This window comes from Brachybacterium sp. p3-SID1565, from assembly GCF_025143785.1.
In the GTDB taxonomy this organism is placed as follows: domain Bacteria; phylum Actinomycetota; class Actinomycetes; order Actinomycetales; family Dermabacteraceae; genus Brachybacterium; species Brachybacterium epidermidis.
Genome location: NZ_JAMBDS010000053.1, coordinates 1 through 21,160, shown reverse-complemented (window position 1 = coordinate 21,160; position 21,160 = coordinate 1). Strand labels below are relative to the sequence as shown.

The window sequence follows — 21,160 nt, the reverse complement described above, 5'->3', positions numbered from 1 at the left end:
ACCTTTCTTTATGCCGTCCGTCGGGCGAGACCACACCCCCGTGAAATCTCGAGGTTAACGACTCTGCTGTTCACCACGTCCGGTGTCGTCACGAGAACGCCGCCGGAGATGCCGGCCGCTATCGCTTGCTTGAGTCGGGCCTCGGTGTCGCCGGGCGGCAGATCGTCTCGGTCCCGCCAGACAGGGATGCCAGCGGCCCGGAGGAGCCGGGCGAGTTCCGTAGCAACACCAGTACCGTCTTTCTGGCGGTACGAGATGAAGACGGGGTCTGCTGGGTCAGGGGCAGCGGGATCGGATGTCATGGCGTCTCCTTGTGTTCTTCGGTTACAGCGGCGCGCCTCACCGCATCACTGGCGTGCGGGCCGTTTACAGGAGGCGCCGTAGGAAGCCTCTCGGGTACCACTGGCAAGATGCGGTCCCGTTCTACGAGCCAAGTTGCAACGACCACGCGTGCCGATGAATCGAATCCAGCGATGATCGCGACGAACTTGTCGAACCCCAGTTCGGGGTCGTGCAGATGGCGCATGTAGGAGTGGAGATCAACCTCGCTCGGGAAGAGTCCTCCGGTCGGGTGGGTGTGCCATTCGCCTATCCACTGGCTACGGTCCTCCGACCAGGCGTAGTCCGAGAGACGCCGGGCATGGTCGAGGTCTCGCATGAAGGTGCGTTCGCCGCGGGTGGCGTTGGGTCCAGGTCCGCCGGCGTGTCGGATGTCGATCCCATCAGTCGCGTCGTTCCCGAGCAGGATGCCGCCAGTTTCGAGTCCATCGGCGGACCGCAATGCCTCGCGCGCGATTGCGCTGAGTGCGACGTCAGTGATCGTCACCGGAGGCGCCTCTCTTCGACCTGTCATGCTGGCGAGCAGGTCGGGCACGATGCACGAGGTCCGGGGATGGACGACCACTGAACATCGCCGGCTTGGCTGAGGTTGAAAGGGGCTGCGAGGTCACCTGCTGGTCGGAGACCGATGATGGCGTGTTCGCCGGGAACCTGCTGGGTGTGGTCACCGTGAAGCGATTCCAGCAGTGTCGCGATCGCTACTTTTGCGGCGAACGTGCCGATGTATCGGAGATCAGGTGGCACAGCCGTCATTGGCTGGTGGATGCGCCCGGTGCCGTAATCCAACTCTTGATCCGCCTCAGCGTCTATCGCTCCTTGGTCTGCAAGCTGCTGCCGTAGACAGAGGAGACAGCCGAACCGGGGTGTTGGTCGCAGCCTGATGACTTCTCCGATCGAGCCATTGTCGAGCACGCACGCCAAGATCGCCGGCTTCCGTGCGCGCCTGGAGAGGTGGCTGACGACACGCCTGGGAGCAATACCGTCTGCGGCGCAGAGCACGAGATCGACTCGGTCGACGATGGGCCGGATGTAGTGGGCCCCGGCAACCACGTCGCGTCGGTGGGCAAGCACTGTCTGTTGCGGCCAGTGCTGAGCGAGGTGATCTTTCATGGCCGCCACTTTGAACCGCCCGACGCTTTCGGCTCCGAGAGTGTGGCGGAGCATGTTGTGCCAGAGGAATCGGTCCGGGTCGACAAGTTCCACGCGTCCGACTCCGTATCCTGCGAGCGCCTCTGCTGCGGCGCTGCCGATGCTGCCGCAGCCCACGACCATGACGCTGTTGGCGGCGAGCTGCTCGATCGGCCACTTGCCAGCCAACTGTGCCAGGCCAACGACTTCTGGCTCGATCTCGATAGCGAGCGGTTCCACACCGCTGCGCCGGACAGCCCATCCCGCAAACTCCGAGGCGCCGGCCTCCACCAGATCCGGTGGAAGATCGGGGTCGTGAGTAACGACCACGCCAAGGTGGTTGCCGGGATCGGCAACGCCCGGCACCAGCTCCTTGAATTCTTTGAACCCTATGGAGATGTCGGGGCGTCTGGACAAGAAGAGATGGTGAAGATGGGCGTCGTTCGGTGCCACCCTGATCCACTGAGCGGCATGGTGGGGGTCGCCTGAACGAAGCGCGGCGTACTCGCGTGGGACTTCGGCTGGAAGACGGATGTCTTTGCCGGTTTCCACGGTCCGGACGACGTACATGTCGTCCGCGGGAACGCGGCGGAGCACCAGCGATCCGCCCGACAGGTCGGAGCCTGCGATCTTGGTGACCGCGTCTCTCGGCATCACGACGTAGGGGTTACGGGGAGACATCTGTGTCTCCCGCCTCGGTCGGGTCCGCTGTTGGAGCTCCTCGCTGAATCGCTCGGTCAATCAGGTGGTCGTGCGAGGGGTCAGAGACGATGCCATTGACCGACATCTCATTGATGACTCCAGCCTTCATGAGGGCGTACTCGATTCGCCATCCCGATGCCTTCGCCAGAAGCTCGGTGAGGCTGGCTTCGGGCTGCCATCCGCCAACGCTCTGGAGCAGACAGAGCGATCCTCCTGGGGCTACGTGCCACGCGGACTGTGTCTGTTCCCAGATCGACGGTTCCGGATCGAGGGAGTAGATGGTCGGCGGCACCATCGGGTGTGCTGCGGAGTAGATGACGAGCACTCGCAGTTCCTGGTCCCCAAGCAGCTCGTCGAGAGCTTCGGGCTGCGGCCGCTCGAATGGCCAGCGGGGGAGGACGCCGATCCATCCGCCGTGCGGCAAGCCGTCGTCTGCGGGGCTTTGGTATTCGAGCAACGGCGCGAATGCCTGGACTTCATCTTGGTCGCGCGCCAGTCGCGCAGGTTCACGTTCAGTCCAGAGGACGGGGTTGAGCGCCGCGGTGCCCGCGCCACGATCCGGACCTGTTGCGCGCGTCATCCCTGTGGAGTGTCCTTCACCGGTCGAGGCGCCGCCGGTACGACCGCAGGCGCCGGGTTGCCAGTGGAGGCGGGAGGCTTCGGGAAGCCGTCCCGAAACACCTCACCCCAGTGCTTGATCGCAGCGGCAGTGTCGTTGTTCGCCTGTGCCTGGAAGGCCTTGATCGCGTTGTCTCGCGCGGACCGCAGGGCGTCGGCGAACGCGCCGTAGTCGATGTCAGGCTGAATCGGTCCACAGAGCCCAGCAGGATCGGCGACTTCGTTCCCGCTCTCGATGTGGTAGCAGGCGCTGACGAAGAACTGCTTGATCGCAGCCGCCTGGTTGACGTCCGTCGGAAGGAAGTCGAGCGCGAGGACCTCCATGACGAGAGACTTGATCTTGGTGTCTTGCTCGGCGGCCCACCACTTGAGCGTCCGAACAGTGCCGGCGAACTTGTTCCACTGTGCGTGCCTATCCGCGACCTCGGCGATTAGGAACTCGGGGTCGCAAGTGACCCAGTCTTCTGAGAGCGCTTCAGGAATGAGGAGTCGCCCGTCGCGGCGAAGTGCTGGCATGGCATCAACCGTGAAAGCGTCAGGATCGTCGGGGTCATCTAGGAAGCACTTGACGGCATGGTTGCGCCACCGGGCCAGTCGGACGGCGTGGTCGTAGGTGCCGTTCGTCGCCCCGAGCAGCGCGTTGACACGCTCGCGCGTGTGATCGAGAGCGTCCGCGGCAGAACCTCCCGGTGCTCCCCACTCAGGATGCTCGTCCTGATCGAAGACGACGATCACATCGACGTCATGGATCGGGTCCTTGTGCGTCCCTCGCGCGAGCGATCCGGACGCGATGACTTCCTCCACATCGTCCTCGGTGCCGAAGGCACTCTTGAAGAGATCGCGCCGGGCGCGCGCTTCGCGGACGTGTGTGATGTCAGCGTTCACGACGTCCTGAAAGGTCTTGAAGACGTCCGTCACGCTCATAGTCGTTCTCCTGGTTGGTTCGTCTATTCGATCACCGTAGTTACTGCCACCGACATTGCTGCGTCGAGCAGGGTGCGGCTCGTTGCTACTTCTTCTTGCCGCGCTTGCCGGTGGTCTCGTTGGTCGTGGTCTTCGGGTGACGCTTCACCGTGGACTGCTTCACGAACCGACCCGTGACCGCGCTGCGCCCTCGCTTGCCTGCCATGCTCCTCACCTCCTCGGCGTTCTAGACTCGATGCTTCGTTTCAATTCTAACACACTCCGTGTCGGAGGCGACGGACTGTCGCAAATGTGACACACTGAGGTATGGCCAAAACGACGATCAACACGGCCGCGCTCTACTCCGCCCTAGACGCCGCGCGTCAAGAGCGCCAACTCTCCTGGCGAGCGCTAGCTGGCGAGATCGGCGTGAGCCCCTCCTTGCTCTCCCGGCTCGGCAACGGCCTCAAACCAGACACGGACGGCTTCGCCACGATCATCGCCTGGCTCCGACTCCCGGCCGAGGACTTCTTCGAGCACGAGGGAGAACGTGACGACGACGACCGCGAACCCGACCTCATGGCCCAGCTCGCACCGCTTCTGCGCGCCCGGAAGGACCTCAGCGAGACCGACGTCAAGTACCTGCAACAAGTCATCGGCGCGACCATCGAACGTGCACGGGCCCAGGGATGACTCGTGCGTCGAGGATTCAAGACCGAGGCGAAAAGCCTCGCACTGGAGCTACGAGCCGAGATCGGCCTCGACGCCCACGCGCCGTTCGACCCCTACGCCTTCGCGTCTGAGTACGGCATCCCCGTCGTCCAACTCAGCGACCTCGATGGTGCCGCGCGTGACCACTTCCTGCGAGCGGACGGAAGCGCACTGTCCGGGGCGTTGATCCCGAACGGGAGCGGCGTGGTCATCCTCGAGAACGACGCTCAGCCCCTGACCCGTCGTCGCACCACCATGTGCCACGAACTCGCCCACGTCGTCCTGGAGCACCAGTTCGGCGTCTCTCTTTCCGACGAGAGGAAGTGCGGGCTCGGCGGCGACCAAGAAGCCGAAGCCGACTGGCTCTCGGGGGAGATACTGATCCCCAACGACGGAGCCTTCCGGCTCGCCCGCGCGAACGCCACCGACGAGGAGGCCGCAGACGCATACGACGTCAGCCTTGCGATCGCCCGCTGGAGAATGAACCATAGCGGAGCGCGCAAGGTGATGCAGCGGGCCCGCGCCAAGTGGGTGTGAGCCGGACGTGACCAATGTGATCAGCGCCTTTCCCCTCGGGACCATTGAGGGCGTCTCCAAGATTGTCGGTGACCTTTACAGCGGCACCGAACTCACACGCATCATGGCCGAAGTGCCGCTTCGCTCCGACCCCGGCGAAGGTCACACCAAGTGGCGCCGACTCGCCCACGCCGTCTCCAGTAATCAAGCGAAGACCGGTAACGGGAATGCGCTGATCGCTCTTGTTCGGGCGGCAATGCGAGCGGAGCGCACGCTAGATCGCAAGTCTCGTGCAGACATCGCACGCGATGAACTCAATCAGGTTCTATCGATAGTGAGCCTCAAAGTGCTCGCCGACGGACGAGTAGCAACGGCCAAGAGGGCGTCCACCGATACTGAGGCGCTGGCTCGCTCGAAACGGCTCTACAAGATTCTCGAACAACGCGGAGCGCATGCCGAGGTACTTACATACTGTCGAGAAGATTTCGTCCGCGTGGACTACTACGAAGCGGTCTTCGAGGCGATCAAGGGTTTGGGGGCACGGATTCGTTCTCAGACCGGCATTGATGCCGATGGATACGGCCTCATCGAGAAGACGATGGCCGGCTTAAGCCCACCACTCAGGATCAACGGGGGGCGAACCCGCACCGAGCGAGATGAGCAACTCGGCACAGCCAACCTCGCGAAGGGGCTGTTCAGCGCCTTCCGGAACCCAGTGGCCCACGAGCCCAAGTTGCACTGGACCATGAGCGAACTGGACGCTCTTGACGTTCTGGGAACGTTGTCCATGATCCATCGTCGGCTCAACGCAGCGATCCCGCGGAACGGTGAGGGCGCCTGAGAATGGCTGGAGCGCTTTCGATCGACCTGACAGCACGCATCGCCAGCACCGACGCAGCGCTGGCGCTAGCGGGCGTTGTTGGGGTGGGCGCTGGGCTGTGCCAGCAGTTAATGCATCGCGGATTCTTCGGATGCGGTTGAATGGCGTAGTGACCGATCCAACCCCCGATGCCCTCATGAAGACGGTGGTGGACCGGTATCTGATGTCCGGCGACTTCAACGGACTCCACCTGCATACGAATGCCGAGCCCGCCTTGGTTGACGTTGCGAAGAGGCTGGTAGCCGACGGCAAGCTTCAGGTGATGGTGTCGGAGGTCGACTATCCGAACCCGCACATCCGGCCGTGGCCCTCGCAGCGAACGATCGAGTCGCAGATCGAGTCACTCGACGAGTTGGCTGGAGCCAGCTACGGCGTGGTGCTCTATCCGACTCCGCTCGCTTTGAAGGGTGTGCGCGTTCCGGCGCGTCTGAAGGGGCGCCCGTTCGGTGCGGCGATTGCGAAGGGCCGCGGCACCCTAGAACTCGCCTATTTCAGCTTCGACGTGCTCGAGCCATACCGGAACGACCCGCGCTACCACTTCCGCTACTGGGACTTCGGCGTTGACATGGGTATCGGCGATGAGGCCTACCTCGACGAGACCGAGCTCGAGCGCGACAAGGTGTCGTTGAGTCATCTTGGGTTTGCCTATGACCTTTCCGGTTACGACCGCGCTGACGTGACGACGCCGATCGTCCGCCGCGTCGCTGCCTTCTATGGCGATCTCGCCAAACTCACCCCGGAGCATCAGCAACGCTGGCAGTCGTATCAAGTGGTCGATACCGGCCTAGAGCCGCACCCCGCGTGGTGGATGACACAGATGGGCCACTGGGCCGACGGCATCGGGCCGTTCGACCACCTCTTCATTGAGCTCGCGAACCTCAACGCGCTCTGGACTGGAGCCTTCGGCGAAGCGCTCTTCAAGCACACCGATCGACCGCAGGACTTCGGATGGCTTCTGCGTCCGTCGCAGCGTGAATGGGACGAGTTCATCGTGCAGCTCGACAAGGTGCTGTCTGACAACATCCTCCACGACGGCCTAGACGCAGCGGGCGCACCCCGTAAGGACAAGAACGACCAGAGCCTCGGCAGCCTCACTCGTCTCGCCGCTTTTCTTGATGGCAAGGGCATCGATGCGGCCGTGGTGAAAGACCTAATGAGGCCGCTGCGTGAAATACGTCAGGCCAGGCAGAAGCCAGCCCATGCATTGCGCACCAACCTTACGGATAAGACATTCGTGCATCGCCAGGTCGCGCTACTCGAGGACCTCAACGATGCGCTCCGGGAGCTAGCGCGGTGGATGTCTACGCATCCGAAGAATCGAGGGTGGAAGGCTGACTTTGAGCCGGACACGTACTACCGGATGTAGAACTACTGGGCGGTGATGTCTCCGTCCTCGATGAGTTATTCACACGGGAAGTGCTGGTGGCGCATGCTCCGTGACCAGATGACTCGACCTCTCGGGGCTGTGAGGGGTCTGAGTCGATGGAGAAGGGGACCAGAAGCATGCAAACCATGCACGCCGTGACGTGCTCTGCATGATCTGACGCCCGGAATCACGCGGAATCGGGGCTCGGCGGAGCCGTCTGGACGCCTGGGGGTCAAGGGGTCGCAGGTTCAAATCCTGTCAGCCCGACCGAAGAAGTATCAGGCCACGGGCGCTTTCCAGAATCTGGGAGGTGCCCGTTGGCATTCCCCCGCACGCGCGGTCGCACGACGGTTGTCCTCACACGCGGAGACAGGACCTGCCTCAGGACCCGCGCACCGCCTGGTCGAACCAGCGAGTGATCGAGGTGGGGTGCGTGATGGCGGTGCCCACCACGACGGCGAACGCCCCCGCTTCGCGGGCGGCACGGGCGTGGTCAAGAGTGTGGATCCGGCCCTCAGCCACCACAGCGGTCTCCGGCAGCCGCTGCACCAGCTCCGCCAGCAGCTCCAGGTCGGGCCCCTCGGTCTTCGGGCGGGCATCGGTGTAGCCTGCCAAAGTGGTGCCCACGATGTCCACGCCCGCCTCGGCGGCGGCCAGGCCGGACTCGAGGCTGTCGCAGTCGGCCATGATCGGCACGTCGCTCTCCTCCCGCAGGCGGCGCACGGTCTCGGCGAAGGTGAGGCCGTCGGGGCGCTCCCGCAGGGTCCCGTCCAGGGCCAGGATGTCCGCCCCGGCGGCGATCACCGCCTGGGCGTGGCGCAGGGTGGGGGTGATGAACACGCCGCTCTCGCCGTCCTTCCAGATGCCGATCGTGGGCACGTCCACACGGGCCGAGACCAGCTGCACGTCCGCAAGGCCCTGAGCGCGCACGGCTACGGCCCCGCCCTCGGTGACGGCGGCGGCCACCTGCGCCATGGTCTCCGGGTGGCGCAGGGGCTCCCCCGGGTAGGCCTGGCAGGAGACGATCAGTCCGCCGCGCAGCGGTTCGATGAGCGAGTGCACGAGAGGTCCTTCCGGTTCGTATCAGACGGTGGTATCAGCGGCTCGGTCGCGAGCGTACTGCGCGGCCCCCAGCAGGGCGGCCTCGGCCCCCGCGGCAGCGGGCACCACCGGTGCATCGGCCACGCGGTCCATGGCCTCCAGACCGACACCCTCACGCACGGAGCTCCACCACAGCTCCCCCGCTGCGGCCATGCCGCCGGAGAGCACCACGATCTCAGGGTCCAGCACGTTCAGCAGCGCACCGACAGTGCGGCCCACGGCGCGAGCACCCGCGGTGAGCACCTCGCGGGCAAGCTCCTCACCGGCCTCGGCCCGTGCGGCGATCTCGCGGGTGTCGGTGGCCGCTCCCCCACGTCGCCGGTAGGCGGCGAGGATCGCGGGACCGGAGCCGACGGCCTCCAGGTGACCGCTGCGACCGCAGGTGCAGTCCATCCCAGCGGCCTCCGGCACCGGCATGTGCCCCACGTGGCCGGCGACCGCGCGGGCCCCGGTCTTCACCCGTCCGTGCTCGACGAAGCCACCGCCCACACCCGTGCCCACGGCCACCATCAGCATCGACGCGCGATCGGCTCCGGCACCGTGGCGGGCCTCGCCCAGGGCGTGGGCGTGCACGTCGTTGAGGGCGAAGGCCGGCACTTCCAGGCCCTGGCCGATGCGCTCGGCCAGCGGCGTACCGGTCCAGCCGGGTATCGCGTCGGTGGCCGAGAGGATCGAGCCGTCCTGCGGGTCCACCACTCCGGCGCTGCCGATACCGATGAGTCGTGCCTCGGGGGCGGCGGCCTGCAGGGTCCCGAGCAGTGCGACAAGGTCAGCGACAATGGCCGCGGGGCCGCGCTGGGCCCCGGTGGGGATGGTGCGGCGGCCGGTCACCCGGCCGTCCGGGTCCACGACACCGGCGGTGATCTTGGTGCCGCCGAGGTCGACCGCGAGCACCTGCTCCTTGCTCACCGGACCACGTCGACGTCGAGCGCGGTCAGCACCTCGCGGATGCGGTCCACGTTCTCGCCCTCCAGGGCGGTCATCGGGGCGCTCATGGTGTTGGTGTCCAGGATGCCCATCAGCCACAGGGCGGTCTTGAAGGCACCCACGCCGGCGGCCGGGCCCACCTTCCCCACGGGCTGGAACACGATCTCGAACAGGGCGGCCAGCTTGTCCTGCTCCTTCTGGACGGTGTCCCAGTCCCCTGCCTGTGCCGCGCGGTCCATGCGCACGTACCCCGCGGGGTCCACGTTGCCCAGGCCCGGCACGGAGCCGTCGGCCCCGGCCAGGTAGGAGCCGTCCACCACCATCTCGTGACCGGTCAGCAGGGTGAGCGGGGAGCCTGCCAACTTGTTCAGGGACACCAGGCGGCGGAAGGACACGTCGTCCCCGGAGGAGTCCTTCACCCCGTCGATCACGCCCTCGGAGCCCAGGCGCACCAACAGGTCAGCGCCAAGCTTGAGGTGCACGCACACCGGGATGTCGTAGGCGAACAGCGGCAGCCCTGCTGTCTCCTTGATGGCGCGGAAGTGGGCCTCGATCTCCTCCGGGCCGGTGATGGCGTAGAAGGGGGCGGTGGCGACGAAGCCGTCCACGCCGATCTTGAGCGCCCGACGCACGTGAGCCAGCACGCGGCGGGTCTGGGTGTCGATCACGCCGGCCAGGATCGGCACGCGGCCGGCCACGATCCGCACCGCCTCGCGCAGCACCTGATCGCGCATCTCGTCTTCGAAGAACGCCACCTCGCCGCTGGAGCCCAGCACGAACAGGCCGTCCACGCCAGCAGCGATGTGGTGCTCGATGAGCCGCTCGAGGCTGGGCACGTCGAGGTCGCCCTCGGTGGTCAGTGGTGTCAGCAGCGGCGGCACCACTCCCCGCAGCGAGGCGGGAGAGGCGGCGGGCGATTCGGCGGCCATGGGAACAGCTCCTTGGATGAGGACGGGAAGGCGAGAGCGGGACGGAGAGGGGATGCGGTCAGGTCAGCAGGGACGGGGTGGCGCCGAGAAGGGTGCGGGTGTACTCCTGGGCGGGGTTCTCGAACACCTGCTGGGCAGGGCCCGTCTCGATGATCTCGCCGACGTACATGACCGCGATCCGGTCCGAGACGTAGCGGACGGTGTTGATGTCATGGGAGATGAACACCAGGCCCAGGCCGAGCTCGGTCTTCAGGTCGGTGAGCAGGTTCAGCACCTGGGCACGTACGGAGACGTCCAGGGCGCTGGTGGGCTCGTCGGCAACGATCACGTCGGGTTCCAGCGCGAGTGCTCGGGCGATCGCCACGCGCTGGCGCTGGCCGCCGGAGATTTGACGGGGCAGCACCCGCAGGGCGGACTGCGGCAGTCCCACCAGGTGCAGCAGGTCCCGTACGCGCTGCTCGCGCTGCTTCGGGGAGCCGATGCCGTGCACGTTCAGCGGGTCGATCAGCGCCTCGTGCACCGTCAGGCGAGGGTTCAGCGCCGTGGCCGGGTCCTGGAACACGATCGAGACGGCCCGGCCCAGCTTGCGGCGGGCACTGAATCCGGTGCCCATCCTCTCGCCGCGGAAGAGCACCTCGCCGCTGGTGACGGGCTGCAGGCCCACCATCACGCGGGCCAGGGTGGACTTCCCGCAGCCGGACTCCCCCACGATGCCCACGGTCTCGTTGCGGGCCACCGTGAAGTCGACGTCCTTGACGGCGTGCACCTTGTCGGGGCGGAACAGCTTCCCGGTGCGGGAGGTGTGGACCACGTTGACCTGGCGCAGCTCGAGCACGGGCTCGGCGCCGTGCTCGTTCGTGGTCGCCTTGCGCGGGGTGGGGATGGCGGTGCTCATCGGGTGCCTCCGTTCAGCAGGGCCTCACGGTCCGGGGTGGTGGCGTACAGGTGGTCGGCGCCCTCGACCGGTCGCAGGACGGGCTTCTGGTCCACCCCGAGCTCGGGATGGCTGGAGCGCGGTGCGAAGCGGTCGCCGGCCACGAAGTCCTGCGGGGAGGGCACAGTGCCCGGCACCTGGTGCAGGCGGCCGGCGCCTGCCTCGATCGAGAGCACCGCGCCGAGCAGGCCGCGGGTGTACTCGTGGCGGGGGTCCGAGAGCAGGTCCGAGGTGCGGCCCTGCTCCACCACCTGTCCCGCGTACATCACGGTGATGCGGTGGGCCAGCTTGGCCACCAGGGCCAGGTCGTGGGAGACGAACACCATCGCGAACCCCAGCTTCTCCCGCAGCTCGTTCAGCAGGTCCACCACCTGCTTCTGCACGGTGACGTCCAGCGCGGTGGTGGGCTCATCGGCCATCACCAGGCGCGGGTTGCGGGTCAGAGCCATCGCGATCAGTACGCGCTGGCGCTGCCCGCCGGAGAGCTCGTGCGGGTAGGACTTCAGGGTGCGCACCGGGTCCAGGCCCACCAGCTCCAGCAGTTCCTCAGCACTGCGCTTGCCACCGCGGGAGGTGAGCTGGGCCAGCTGGGAGCGGATCAGCATCGAGGGGTTCAGGGAGCTGAGCGCGTCCTGGTAGATCATGCTCATCTCGTGGCCCCGCAGCGCATTGTGCTGCCTGGGGGTCATCTCCAGCACGTCCTTGCCGTCGAAGAGGATCTTCCCCTCGAGCTTCGCGGTGGGAGGCAGCAGCCCCATCACCGCCAGCGAGGTGATCGACTTGCCGCAGCCGGACTCCCCCACCAGGCCCATGGTCTCGCCGGGGCGCACCGAGAAGGACACGTCGTCCACGATCCGCACCGGGCCGTGGGCGGCCGGGAAGGAGATCGAGAGGTTCTGCACCTCCAGCAGCGGGGCGGCGTCCGCGGTGTAGATCAGGCGGTCCCCACGTGCGGTCTCGGCCTCGCGCAGCTCGCGCAGGCGCCGGGTGAGGTCCTCCTCGTCGGCGCCCTGGCCGAGCACCTTGACGCGGCCTGTCTCCTCGGCGACGGGGAGCAGATCGGGCTCCGTGGCGTCGGTGGCGGCACGATGGGCGGGATCAACGCGAGAGGGGACGGCCCCGGCCTCGGTCAGGCCCACGCCGGCGCTGGCGGCGAGCTCGTCGTCAGGCCCGATGACGTTGTCGGCCCCGGTCTCACCGGCAGGCGCCCCGGTGCCCTCGGAGAGCTTGCGCTCATCGGCCTCGACGTCCACCTTCGCCCGCGCCTTGGGGGTGGCCAGGGAGTCGGTGAGGCCCTCGGAGAGGATGTTCAGCGCCAAAGTGGTCAGCAGGATCATCAGGCCCGGGAAGAAGGTGGGCCACCAGCGACCGGACAGCAGCAGCTGCTTGCCCTCGCTCATGATGTTGCCCCAGGAGGGCTCGGGCGGCCGCACGCCGGCGTTGATGAAGGACAGCGAGGCCTCGAACACGATCGCGTCGGCCACCAGCACGGTGGCGAAGGTGAGGATCGGGGCGATGCAGTTGCGGGCCACGTGCTTGAACAGGATCCACGGGGTGCGGGCACCCATGACCTTGGTGGCCGAGACGTAGTCCTCTCCGAACTGCGCCAGCACGTTGGCGCGCACCACGCGGGTCAGCTGCGGGGTGTACAGGAAGGCGATGGTGAGGATCAGGATCGTCACCGAGTTGCCGAACACTGCAACGAACACGGCGGCCAGGGCGATGCCCGGGAAGGACATGATGATGTCCATGATCCGCATCAGGATCTCGGAGACCACCTTGCCGCTGGTGGCGGCGATGGAGCCGAGCACGGCGGCGGCGGCCAGGGCTACCAGGGTGGCGCCGATGCCGATCATCAGGGAGTACCGCGCGCCGTGCAGCACGCGGGAGAAGATGTCGCGTCCGTTGCCGTCGGTGCCGAACCAGTTGGTTGCGCTGGGCTCGGTGGCGGGGACGCCGGTGGCCAGCGGGTCGTAGGGGGCGATCCAGGGGGCCAGCAGAGCGGCCAGGGCCACCAGGCCCACGAAGATCAGGGCGATGAGGGCCGGCAGCGGGAGGCTGCCGGAGAAGCGCAGACCGGGGACGCTCAGGCGCTCGGTGAGGCGACGACGCATGGTTCACACGCTCCTGATCCGAGGGTTGACGAGGACGTAGATCATGTCGACCACGATGTTCACGACGATGAAAGCGATGGCGACGGTGAGGGTGACGCCCTGCACGAGGAAGACGTCGTTGCGCTGGACGCCGTCGAGGATCAGCTGGCCCATCGCCTTGATGTTGAAGATGATCTCGATGATGACCGCACCGCCCATCAGGTAGCCGACCCGCAGGCCGAGCACGGTGATGGGCGTGATCAGGGCGTTGCGGAACACGTTGCGGGAGACCACCACGGTCTTGGGGATGCCGGCGCCGATGGCGGTGCGTACGTAGTCGCGGTCCAGCTCCTCGACCATCGCGGTGCGCACCACGCGGGTGAGCGAGCCGGAGACCGGGACGGCCAGGGCCAGGGCCGGCAGCGCGATCTGCCGCAGGTACTGCGCCGGGTCCTCGGTGAAGGGCACCCAGGTGGTGACCAGGGCCGGGAAGACGCCCCAGCCGCCGGGCACGTTGGCGAGCCACTGGATCAGCAGGATCGCGAGCCAGAACGAGGGCGTGGCCAGGGAGAGGATGGAGATCACGCGGATCAGCTGGTCGGGCCAGCGGTCGCGGAACAGTGCCGCGATCACGCCGAGCACGGCGGCGATCACGATCGCGATCGCCAGGCCCAGGAAGGTCAGCTGCAGGGTGATGGGGAAGGCGCTGAGCACCACGTCGGTGACCTTCTGGTTCCCGGCGGTGACGCCCAGGTCCCCGCGGGTCAGGAAACCCCACATGAAGGTGAAGTAGCGAATGATCAGCGGGTCGTTCAGACCGTTCTGCTCACGGTAGTTCTCCAGCGCCGCGGCACTGGCAGACTCCCCCAGTGCGAGCCGCGCGGGATCGATGGGTGAGAACGACATGACCACGAAGACCAGGAACGTGACACCGACGACCATGACCGGGAGCGCGACGAGACGTCGGCCGATCAGCCGGATCAGGTTGGACACGAGGATTTGCTCCTTCCCCCTTGGGGGTGGAAGGACCCGGTCCCGGCGCAGGAGAGATCGCCGGGACCGGGTCGGGGATCACTGGGTGCTGGCGACGTCCACGAAGGACAGACCCGTCAGGGGGATGGGCTTGAAGTCCACCAGGGTCTGCGGGTTCCAGGCCGAGGGGGCCTTGCGGTGGAACAGCGGATACAGCGGCACCTCGCGGGAGAGCAGGTCGAAGGTCTGGTTCCAGATCTTCTGCTGCTCGCCCTCGTCCTGCGCCTGCAGGCCCTGCTCCAGGAGGTCCTGGACCTCGTCGTAGGAGTCGGTGCCCTTCCAGTGCATACGGGTGTCGGTCCAGGTGTCGTTGGCGTACCACCAGCGCATGATCAGGTCGGGGTCGTTGCCGAACACGGTGGGGTCGCCGGGGGCGACCATCACCGTGTAGGCGTCGGGCGCACCGTCGATCTTGGTGTACTGGCCGGCGGACTGGCCTTCGTCCAGCGTGACCTTGAGGCCCAGGGCGTCCAGGTCCTCCTTGATCTGCGGAGTGCACTGCTTGACCCAGTCGTGGTCGGTGCAGGTCAGGGTGATCGCGGAGCCGGCCAGGCCGGTCTCCTCCAGGAGCTGCTTGGCCTTGTCGGGATCGTAGGCGTAGACCACCTCGGCCTCGTTGTAGTTGGCGTGGGTCTTCTGCAGGAAGCTGGTGGCGGCCTCCGCATTGCCCAGCAGAGCGTTCTGGATCAGCTTCTCCATGTCGATGCCGTACAGCAGTGCCTGGCGGTTGCGCACGTCGTCGAAGGGTGCCTGAGCCTGGTTGAACATCATGAACAGCAGGCCGAAGCCCTGAACCGACTCCACGGTGGTGCCCTGGCTGGAGAGCGTCTCCACGTCCAAGTACGGCACCGAGTCGATGGCCTGGACCGTCTGCGAACTCAGCGCGTTCACACGGGCGGTGGCATCCGGCAGCACCTGCCAGTTCATGGCGGCGGCCCGGGCCGGGCGCGGGCCGGTGTAGTCGTCGAAGCGCTCGAAGGTGACGGTGCCCCCGGCGCCGCCGTCGGTGAGCTTGTAGGGGCCGGTGCCGGTGGGCAGGGCGTCGAACGCGGCGGCGTCGGCCTCCACGACGGCCTGGGGCACGATCTTCACCACGCTCAGGCGCTGGGCGAACACGCCGACGGGGTAGGCGAGCTTGAAGGTGACGGTGGTGTCATCGGTGGCCTCGACCGACTCGATGAAGGGGATGAACTGGCGGTACAGGGAGGCGTTGGCCTCGTCCAGGACGCGCTCGTAGGAGAACACGACGTCCTCGGTGGTCACCGGGGAGCCGTCGTGGAACACGGCGCCGTCGCGCAGAGTGACGGTGTAGGTGGTCTCGTCCACCTGCTCCGGGTCCGAGGCGGCCAGGGCGTTGTAGGTCTCCAGGGTGGCCGGGTCCATCTCGGTCAGGCCCTCGAGGGTGTGCCAGTTGGCGGCGACGGTGAGTGCGGCCGAGGTGGTCATCGGGTCGTAGCCGTTGGAGCCGAGCTCGTAGGAGATTCCGGCGTTGATGGTGCCGTCCTCGTTCGCGGTACCGCCACCGCCGCCGTCGGAGCCGCTGCCGCCGTTGCCACCGCCACCGTTGCCGGCGCCGCCGTTCTCGTCCCGCGGGGCGCAGGCGCCCAGCGCCGCGACCAGGGATGCGGCTGCCACGGTTCCGCCGCCGACGCGAAGGAATCCACGGCGATCGAGCTGAGGTCTGGTGTTCGTCATTGAGGTCACCCTTCGGGTTGTGTCGGACGTCTGATGTCTGACGCTGGTAGGGTCACAGTAGAGCACAATTGCTTCCGTGAGCAAGCCACAGGAGGGGGTCCCGGCGATGACGGCGACAACCAGCAGGAACACACAGACGCGAAGGCGCAAGTCCGAGTGGTCGGCCACCGAGGCCATCAAGAGCCTGATCCTCGAGGAGGAGCTGCACCCCGGGGATCCTCTTCCCACCGAGACCTCGCTGTGCGAGCGCCTCGGGGTGTCCCGCTCCTCCGTGCGTGAGGCGATCCGCACCCTGGCCAGCCTGGACATCGTGGAGGTGCGCCACGGCCGCGGCACCTTCGTGGGCGGGTTGTCCCTGGACCCCCTGGTCAACGGCCTCAGCTTCCGGGCCAAGGCCGACGCCCACCAGGACCTGCGCACCCTGCGGGAGGTGCTGGACGTGCGCATCGCACTGGACCTCTCCGTGGCCGAGACCCTGGTGGCCGGCCATGCCGGGGAGCACGACGCCGAGCTCGACCGCCTGGTGCAGGCGATGACGGACAAGGCCCAGGCCGGTGAGCTGTTCCTGGAGGAGGACCGCGCCTTCCACCACCTGCTGCTGAGCACCGTGGACAACACCCTGATCAGCGAACTGGTCACTGCGTTCTGGACGATCCACACCGAGGTCCAGCCCTATCTGGGCGTGGCCCCGGGGGCCGACATCATCGAGACCGCCCGCGCCCACGGCACGATGCTCGAGGCCGTGCGGGCAGGGGACGCGGAGGCCTACCGCGAGGCCGTCCACGCCCACTACGCGCCGCTGCGCCGGGCCGTCGATCGCGCCCGAGGCCGCCGGGAGGCGGAGTGAGCCGACAGCCCGGCGACGTCCCGACGGTGCTCGCTCGTCGCGGGGTCGGCACCCACCGTCAGTACCGGATCCCGGCCCTGGCCGTCGTCCCCGCGGATGCCGCGCACGGACCGGTGGTGCTGTGCTCCTACGACGGTCGCGCGGATCTCGACGACCTGCCGGCCCCGATCGATCTGCTGCTGCGCCGCTCCCTCGATGGCGGCCACACGTGGGAGGAGCCGCGGCCGGTGCGCACCGGCACCGGGTTCGCCGGGTTCGGGGACCCCTCCCTGCTGGTGGACCCGAGCACGGGCACCGTGCTGCTGTTCCACTCCGCCGGGGAGCGGGCCGGTTTCTTCGAATCCGGCACCGGGGAGGACGACGACGACCCCGGCCTGCTGCACTGCGACATCTCGGTCTCCCACGACGCGGGGCGGAGCTGGGCGCATCGCCGCCTCTCCGCAGCCCTGCGCCGCACCGGGAACGAGCACCTGGCCGCGCTGCCTCGAACGGCAGGCTCGGCCGCACCCCGCATCGCCGGAATGTTCGCCGCCTCGGGAGCGGGCTGCGCGATCACCTCCGGCGCCCACAGGGGCCGACTGCTGCAGCCCTACGTGCTGCGCATCGGGGGACGGATCGACGTGGCCTGCGCCTACAGCGACGACCACGGCGAGAGCTGGCGCCTGGGCGCCCCGATCTCCCATGCGCACCGCGCACGGACAGGTGAAGCCGGGCCGGACCTCAACGAGGCCTCCGCCTGCGCCCTGCCCGACGGCTCCGTGCTGCTGCACTCCCGCGGCACCCCGCACCGTCTCGCCGCCGTCTCCACGGACGGCGGGCAGACCTTCGGCCCGGTCACACCCGTCCCGGATCTGGGCGACCCTTCGGTCAACGGCTCGGTGATCGCTCTCGCCGGTGAGCCCGGGGTGCTGCTGGCCAGCCACTGCGATGACCCCGAGCTGCGGCGCAACCTCACCGTGAGCCGTTCGGACGACGGCGGCACCAGCTGGCACGCGATCCACCGCATCGAGCCCGGCGCTGCCGCGTACTCCCAGCTCGCCGAGCTCCCGGACGGGCGGGTGGGCATCGTCTACGAAGCCGACGGCTACCAGGACATCGTGTTCACAGCGATCGACCCCCGCGGTGCCGCGCTCCGCGACGTCCCGGAAGAGGGCGGGTCCCCGAGGACCGCCGAACCCTCGTCGGCCCCGGAGGATCGACCCGCGACTGCTCCCGGTTGGTCGCGCGCCACCGATGACGCGGGCATCGAGGTGGACCTGCTGCTGCGCAGCATCGTTCCGGCCCGGCCCAAGCAGTGGGTCGAATCAGGCCCCACGCACACGATCGACCTCTCCGCCTTCGCGGACGTGGATCCCTCCGTGTTCAAGGAGATCGGCCAGGACCGGGAGGGCAACGCTCTCCAGGTGCTGCGGACGCGGGAGTCGCTGGAGGCCAACCTGGGCCCCCTGCATCCCGGTCTTCACGAGGGGGACGAGCTGGAGGTCCACGCCCGCGTGCGGAACATCTCCGACCGCACCACCGCCGTCGAGTGGGACCTCGAACAGCGGCGACTGGGACCGTCCGAGTCCTGGGTGCGCCGGGATCTGCGCCATCGCATCAGTGCGCAGGACCTCCACGACGGCGCCGCGATCGTCCGGACCGCACCATCGGTCGAGGGCCGCTGGAATCCGGTGGCCCTGCACATCCCCACCGCCCCTCGTCCTCCAGGCTGACCTGAGCCTGCGGCGGCCCGAGTCCTGGGTGGCCGAGTCATGGGTGGCCGGCTCCCGCGCCTCGCCTTCCGGCACCCGCGATGCGAAGCGTCGCTTGCGTGACTCTCATCACCCCCGTACAGTCAGACGTCAGACATCTGCTGTTCGGTGGGGCCGCGGTCGATCCCACCACCTCGGAGGCGCAGGAGCCTGCGGGGCAACGGCAGGCACGACGGAAGCGAGACCCGTGACACCCGCACGCCGCACCAGCGCCGCCATCGGCGGCCTCGCCCTGACATCCGCGCTCCTGATGGGAGGATCAGGCATGGTCCACGCCGAGGAACCTGGAGCCTTCGAGGAGCAGCGCATCGCACTGGGAGGTGACGGTGCGTTCCCCAACTACCGCATCCCCGCGACCATCCAGCTGGAGGGCGGCGACCTGCTCGCCTCGTACGACGGTCGGCCCACCGGGATCGACGCCCCCGGCCCGAACTCCATCCTGCAGCGCCGCTCCACCGACGGCGGGAGGACCTGGGGCGAGCAGACGGTTGTCGCCCAGGGAGAGGACGGGGCCCAGAAGATCGGGTACTCCGATCCCTCCTACGTGTACGACCGCGAGACCGGGACCCTGTTCAACTTCCACGTGTTCTCCAAGGACACCGGGTTCTGGAACAGCGCCTACGGCAACGACGACGCCGACCGCTCGGTGATGAGCGCCTCCGTCTCGATCTCCACCGACGGCGGTCACACCTGGACCAAGGAATCGGTCACCGAGGTGGTCAAGCCCCCGGAGGTGCGCGCCACCTTCGCCACCTCCGGCCACGGCATCCAGATCCGCCGCGGCGAGCACGCCGGTCGCCTGGTCCTGCAGTACGCCGGCGCGTTCTCGGACGGCACCGTGAAGGCCTACTCGGTCTATTCCGACGACCACGGGCAGACCTGGCAGATGGGCACACCCGTCGGCACCAACATGGACGAGAACAAGGTGGTGGAGCTCTCCGACGGCACCTTGATGCTGAACTCGCGCATGCACTCCGGCGGCAGCGCCCGGTACGTCGCCTACTCCTCCGACGGCGGCGAGACCTGGTCCGAGCCCGAGGTGGACCACACGCTCACCGATCCCCGCAACAACGCCGCGATCATCCCCATGAACCCCGATGCCACGGCCGGCAGCCCCGAGGCCAAGGAGCTGCTGTTCTCCAACGCGAACAGCACCACCGGGCGTCAGAACGGGACCGTGCGCTACTCGTGCGATGACGGCGCCACCTGGCCGGTGGCGAAGGTGTTCCAGTCCGGTGCGACCTCGTACTCGGATCTGGTTGCGCTGCAGGACGGCACCTTCGGGGTGCTGTACGAAGCGGCGAACAGCGAGATCCGCTACGGCGCCTTCGACCAGGCGTGGCTGAACCCGTTCTGCGCGGCATTCTCCCCCGCCGCGGCCGGCCTCGATGCCGGCCAGAGCACCGAGCTGGAATTCACCGTGCGCAACGATGATCAGGTGGCGCTGCCCGCCGGCACCGCCACCGCGTCCTTCCCGGCTGGATGGATCGCCAAGACCGTCGAGCTGCCTGCCCTGGATCCCGGCGAGTCCACCCAGCTGCGCATCCCGGTGACCGCCCCGGCCTTCGCCCAGGTGGGGGTCACCCGTGGTGAGATCCAGGTGAGCGCGGGCAGCTACGCACTGCGCGGCGATGCGGAGATCACCGTGGAGCAGGGGGCCCCGGCCATGCTGGGCGCCCAGATCACCGGTGAGCGCAATGATGCCGGGCGCGATCTCGCCGCCGATCCGTACGGCGAGGGCGATCAGGTTCCGTACCGCTTCCGTGTGCAGTCCACCTCGAACGTCTCGCAGACGGTCACGCCGGTGTCCGGGAACCTCACCCCGTTCGTGCCGCCGGAGCCCGGCAACTGCCGCTGGCGGAACCTGCCGGCCGGTGACGGCTACGACTGCCTCACCCCTCGCCACCTGGTCACCGCTGAGGAGGCGGCCGACGGGTTCTTCGTCCCCGACACCAGCTGGGAGCTGACCGGTGGTGGTCTCGAGGCCGAGACCGTGCGCGTGGTCGGCGAGGAGGTGGACCTGCGGGAGCGCACCCCCGAGGTGGCCCTGGAGCGCTCCGTGACCCGCACTGTGGACGTGGACGGAGACGGGACCGACTCGGTGGGCGACTCCATCGAGTACACCGTGACGGCCACGAACACGGGAAACGTGCGCCTGACCGGACTCACCGGCGCGGTCCAGGCCGAGCAGCTGGCCACGGAGGAGACGGCTGCCGCGACCGGCACCTACACCCTGACCGAGGCCGACGTGGCCGCAGGTACGGCCACCCTCCCGTCGCTCACCGTGACCGCCGTCAACGGCGGGCTCGAGGCGACCGCCTCCGTCGATGCGCAGCCAGTGTCGCTGGAGGTCGCAGAGCCCGCAGAACCGAAGCCGGAGCTGTCCCTGACCGGCACGGTGCACCCCTCGGTCCGAGGAACGGACCAGGGCGACCTGGAGCTGCCCGGCGGGAAGGTCGAGCGCGGCTCCACGGTCCGGATCGCTGGTCTGGAGCCCGGCGCCTGGTATGGCACCACTATTGCCGGCACCCAGCTGGGCGATTGGCAGCAGGCCGATGACAGCGGCTCGATCGCCGTCACCCTCCCGGACACGCGGGGCGGGGCCGACACGTTCGCGGTGCATGCTGCCGACGGCTCGGTGCTGGGCTGGTCGCTCGTGAAGCTGCGCTGACGGATCCGCCCAGCAGT

General features: G+C 67.8%; 19 protein-coding genes. 7 read left to right on the top strand and 12 right to left on the bottom strand.

What is annotated here, in order from left to right:
* Window positions 1–8: 8 nt before the first annotated feature.
* Genes M4D54_RS11570 through M4D54_RS11550 form a run of 5 tightly spaced genes read right to left on the bottom strand, consistent with a single transcriptional unit; the run spans window position 9 to window position 3,711 of the window.
* On the bottom strand, window positions 9–302 hold the full coding sequence (locus M4D54_RS11570) for a toll/interleukin-1 receptor domain-containing protein (RefSeq protein WP_259891599.1): 294 nt from the start codon (window positions 300–302) through the stop codon (window positions 9–11).
* Window positions 299–826, bottom strand: a complete 528-nt coding sequence (locus M4D54_RS11565) for a Mov34/MPN/PAD-1 family protein (RefSeq protein WP_259891598.1) — start codon at window positions 824–826, stop codon at window positions 299–301. The genes M4D54_RS11570 and M4D54_RS11565 overlap by 4 nt, the downstream gene beginning before the upstream one ends.
* Window positions 827–849: 23 nt before the next feature.
* The gene (locus M4D54_RS11560; protein WP_259891597.1) at window positions 850–2,148 is read right to left on the bottom strand and encodes a ThiF family adenylyltransferase; all 1,299 of its coding nucleotides are present in this window, start codon (window positions 2,146–2,148) and stop codon (window positions 850–852) included.
* Window positions 2,135–2,749: a hypothetical protein gene (locus M4D54_RS11555; protein ID WP_259891595.1), complete on the bottom strand. Its 615-nt coding sequence runs from the start codon at window positions 2,747–2,749 to the stop codon at window positions 2,135–2,137. The genes M4D54_RS11560 and M4D54_RS11555 overlap by 14 nt, the downstream gene beginning before the upstream one ends.
* Complete coding sequence (locus M4D54_RS11550; RefSeq protein WP_259891594.1) at window positions 2,746–3,711, bottom strand: SMODS domain-containing nucleotidyltransferase; 966 nt, start codon at window positions 3,709–3,711, stop codon at window positions 2,746–2,748. The genes M4D54_RS11555 and M4D54_RS11550 overlap by 4 nt, the downstream gene beginning before the upstream one ends.
* A gap of 306 nt (window positions 3,712–4,017) precedes the next feature.
* Between M4D54_RS11550 and M4D54_RS11545 the strand changes: the two genes are divergently transcribed.
* The 4 genes from M4D54_RS11545 (at window position 4,018) to M4D54_RS11530 (ending at window position 7,163) form a co-directional block, all read left to right on the top strand.
* Window positions 4,018–4,383 (top strand): helix-turn-helix domain-containing protein, encoded by a 366-nt coding sequence (locus M4D54_RS11545; RefSeq protein ID WP_259891592.1) that lies wholly within the window; start codon window positions 4,018–4,020, stop codon window positions 4,381–4,383.
* Between the two features lie 3 nt (window positions 4,384–4,386).
* Complete coding sequence (locus tag M4D54_RS11540; RefSeq protein ID WP_259891590.1) at window positions 4,387–4,938, top strand: ImmA/IrrE family metallo-endopeptidase; 552 nt, start codon at window positions 4,387–4,389, stop codon at window positions 4,936–4,938.
* A 7-nt stretch (window positions 4,939–4,945) separates the two neighbouring features.
* The gene (locus M4D54_RS11535) at window positions 4,946–5,758 is read left to right on the top strand and encodes a TIGR02391 family protein (protein ID WP_259891589.1); all 813 of its coding nucleotides are present in this window, start codon (window positions 4,946–4,948) and stop codon (window positions 5,756–5,758) included.
* A 148-nt stretch (window positions 5,759–5,906) separates the two neighbouring features.
* Window positions 5,907–7,163: a hypothetical protein gene (locus tag M4D54_RS11530; RefSeq protein WP_259891588.1), complete on the top strand. Its 1,257-nt coding sequence runs from the start codon at window positions 5,907–5,909 to the stop codon at window positions 7,161–7,163.
* Window positions 7,164–7,544: 381 nt separating this feature from the next.
* Here the strand turns inward: M4D54_RS11530 and M4D54_RS11525 are convergent, their stop codons facing one another.
* The 7 genes from M4D54_RS11525 to M4D54_RS11495 form a co-directional block, all read right to left on the bottom strand.
* Window positions 7,545–8,225 carry an N-acetylmannosamine-6-phosphate 2-epimerase gene (locus tag M4D54_RS11525; protein WP_259891586.1) on the bottom strand — a complete coding sequence of 227 codons (681 nt, stop codon included), beginning with the start codon at window positions 8,223–8,225 and terminating at the stop codon, window positions 7,545–7,547.
* A 21-nt stretch (window positions 8,226–8,246) separates the two neighbouring features.
* Entirely contained in the window at window positions 8,247–9,173 is a 927-nt protein-coding gene (locus tag M4D54_RS11520; protein WP_259891584.1) for an ROK family protein, read from the bottom strand.
* A complete protein-coding gene (locus M4D54_RS11515) occupies window positions 9,170–10,120 on the bottom strand; it encodes a dihydrodipicolinate synthase family protein (protein ID WP_259891582.1) in 951 nt (316 codons plus the stop codon). Before M4D54_RS11515 ends, M4D54_RS11520 begins: the two co-directional genes overlap by 4 nt.
* A 58-nt stretch (window positions 10,121–10,178) precedes the next feature.
* Window positions 10,179–11,015 carry an ABC transporter ATP-binding protein gene (locus M4D54_RS11510; protein ID WP_259891580.1) on the bottom strand — a complete coding sequence of 279 codons (837 nt, stop codon included), beginning with the start codon at window positions 11,013–11,015 and terminating at the stop codon, window positions 10,179–10,181.
* Entirely contained in the window at window positions 11,012–13,168 is a 2,157-nt protein-coding gene (locus tag M4D54_RS11505) for a dipeptide/oligopeptide/nickel ABC transporter permease/ATP-binding protein (RefSeq protein ID WP_259891579.1), read from the bottom strand. Before M4D54_RS11505 ends, M4D54_RS11510 begins: the two co-directional genes overlap by 4 nt.
* A gap of 3 nt (window positions 13,169–13,171) precedes the next feature.
* Window positions 13,172–14,140, bottom strand: a complete 969-nt coding sequence (locus M4D54_RS11500; protein WP_259891578.1) for an ABC transporter permease — start codon at window positions 14,138–14,140, stop codon at window positions 13,172–13,174.
* A 78-nt stretch (window positions 14,141–14,218) separates the two neighbouring features.
* Complete coding sequence (locus M4D54_RS11495; protein ID WP_311199704.1) at window positions 14,219–15,814, bottom strand: ABC transporter substrate-binding protein; 1,596 nt, start codon at window positions 15,812–15,814, stop codon at window positions 14,219–14,221.
* Window positions 15,815–15,950: 136 nt separating this feature from the next.
* Between M4D54_RS11495 and M4D54_RS11490 the strand changes: the two genes are divergently transcribed.
* The 3 genes from M4D54_RS11490 to M4D54_RS11480 all read left to right on the top strand — a co-directional run bounded on the left by M4D54_RS11490 (window position 15,951) and on the right by M4D54_RS11480 (window position 21,143).
* A complete protein-coding gene (locus M4D54_RS11490; RefSeq protein ID WP_259891574.1) occupies window positions 15,951–16,721 on the top strand; it encodes a FadR/GntR family transcriptional regulator in 771 nt (256 codons plus the stop codon).
* On the top strand, window positions 16,718–18,433 hold the full coding sequence (locus tag M4D54_RS11485) for an exo-alpha-sialidase (RefSeq protein WP_259891572.1): 1,716 nt from the start codon (window positions 16,718–16,720) through the stop codon (window positions 18,431–18,433). The genes M4D54_RS11490 and M4D54_RS11485 overlap by 4 nt, the downstream gene beginning before the upstream one ends.
* A 226-nt stretch (window positions 18,434–18,659) precedes the next feature.
* On the top strand, window positions 18,660–21,143 hold the full coding sequence (locus M4D54_RS11480; RefSeq protein WP_259891570.1) for an exo-alpha-sialidase: 2,484 nt from the start codon (window positions 18,660–18,662) through the stop codon (window positions 21,141–21,143).
* Window positions 21,144–21,160: the final 17 nt, after the last annotated feature.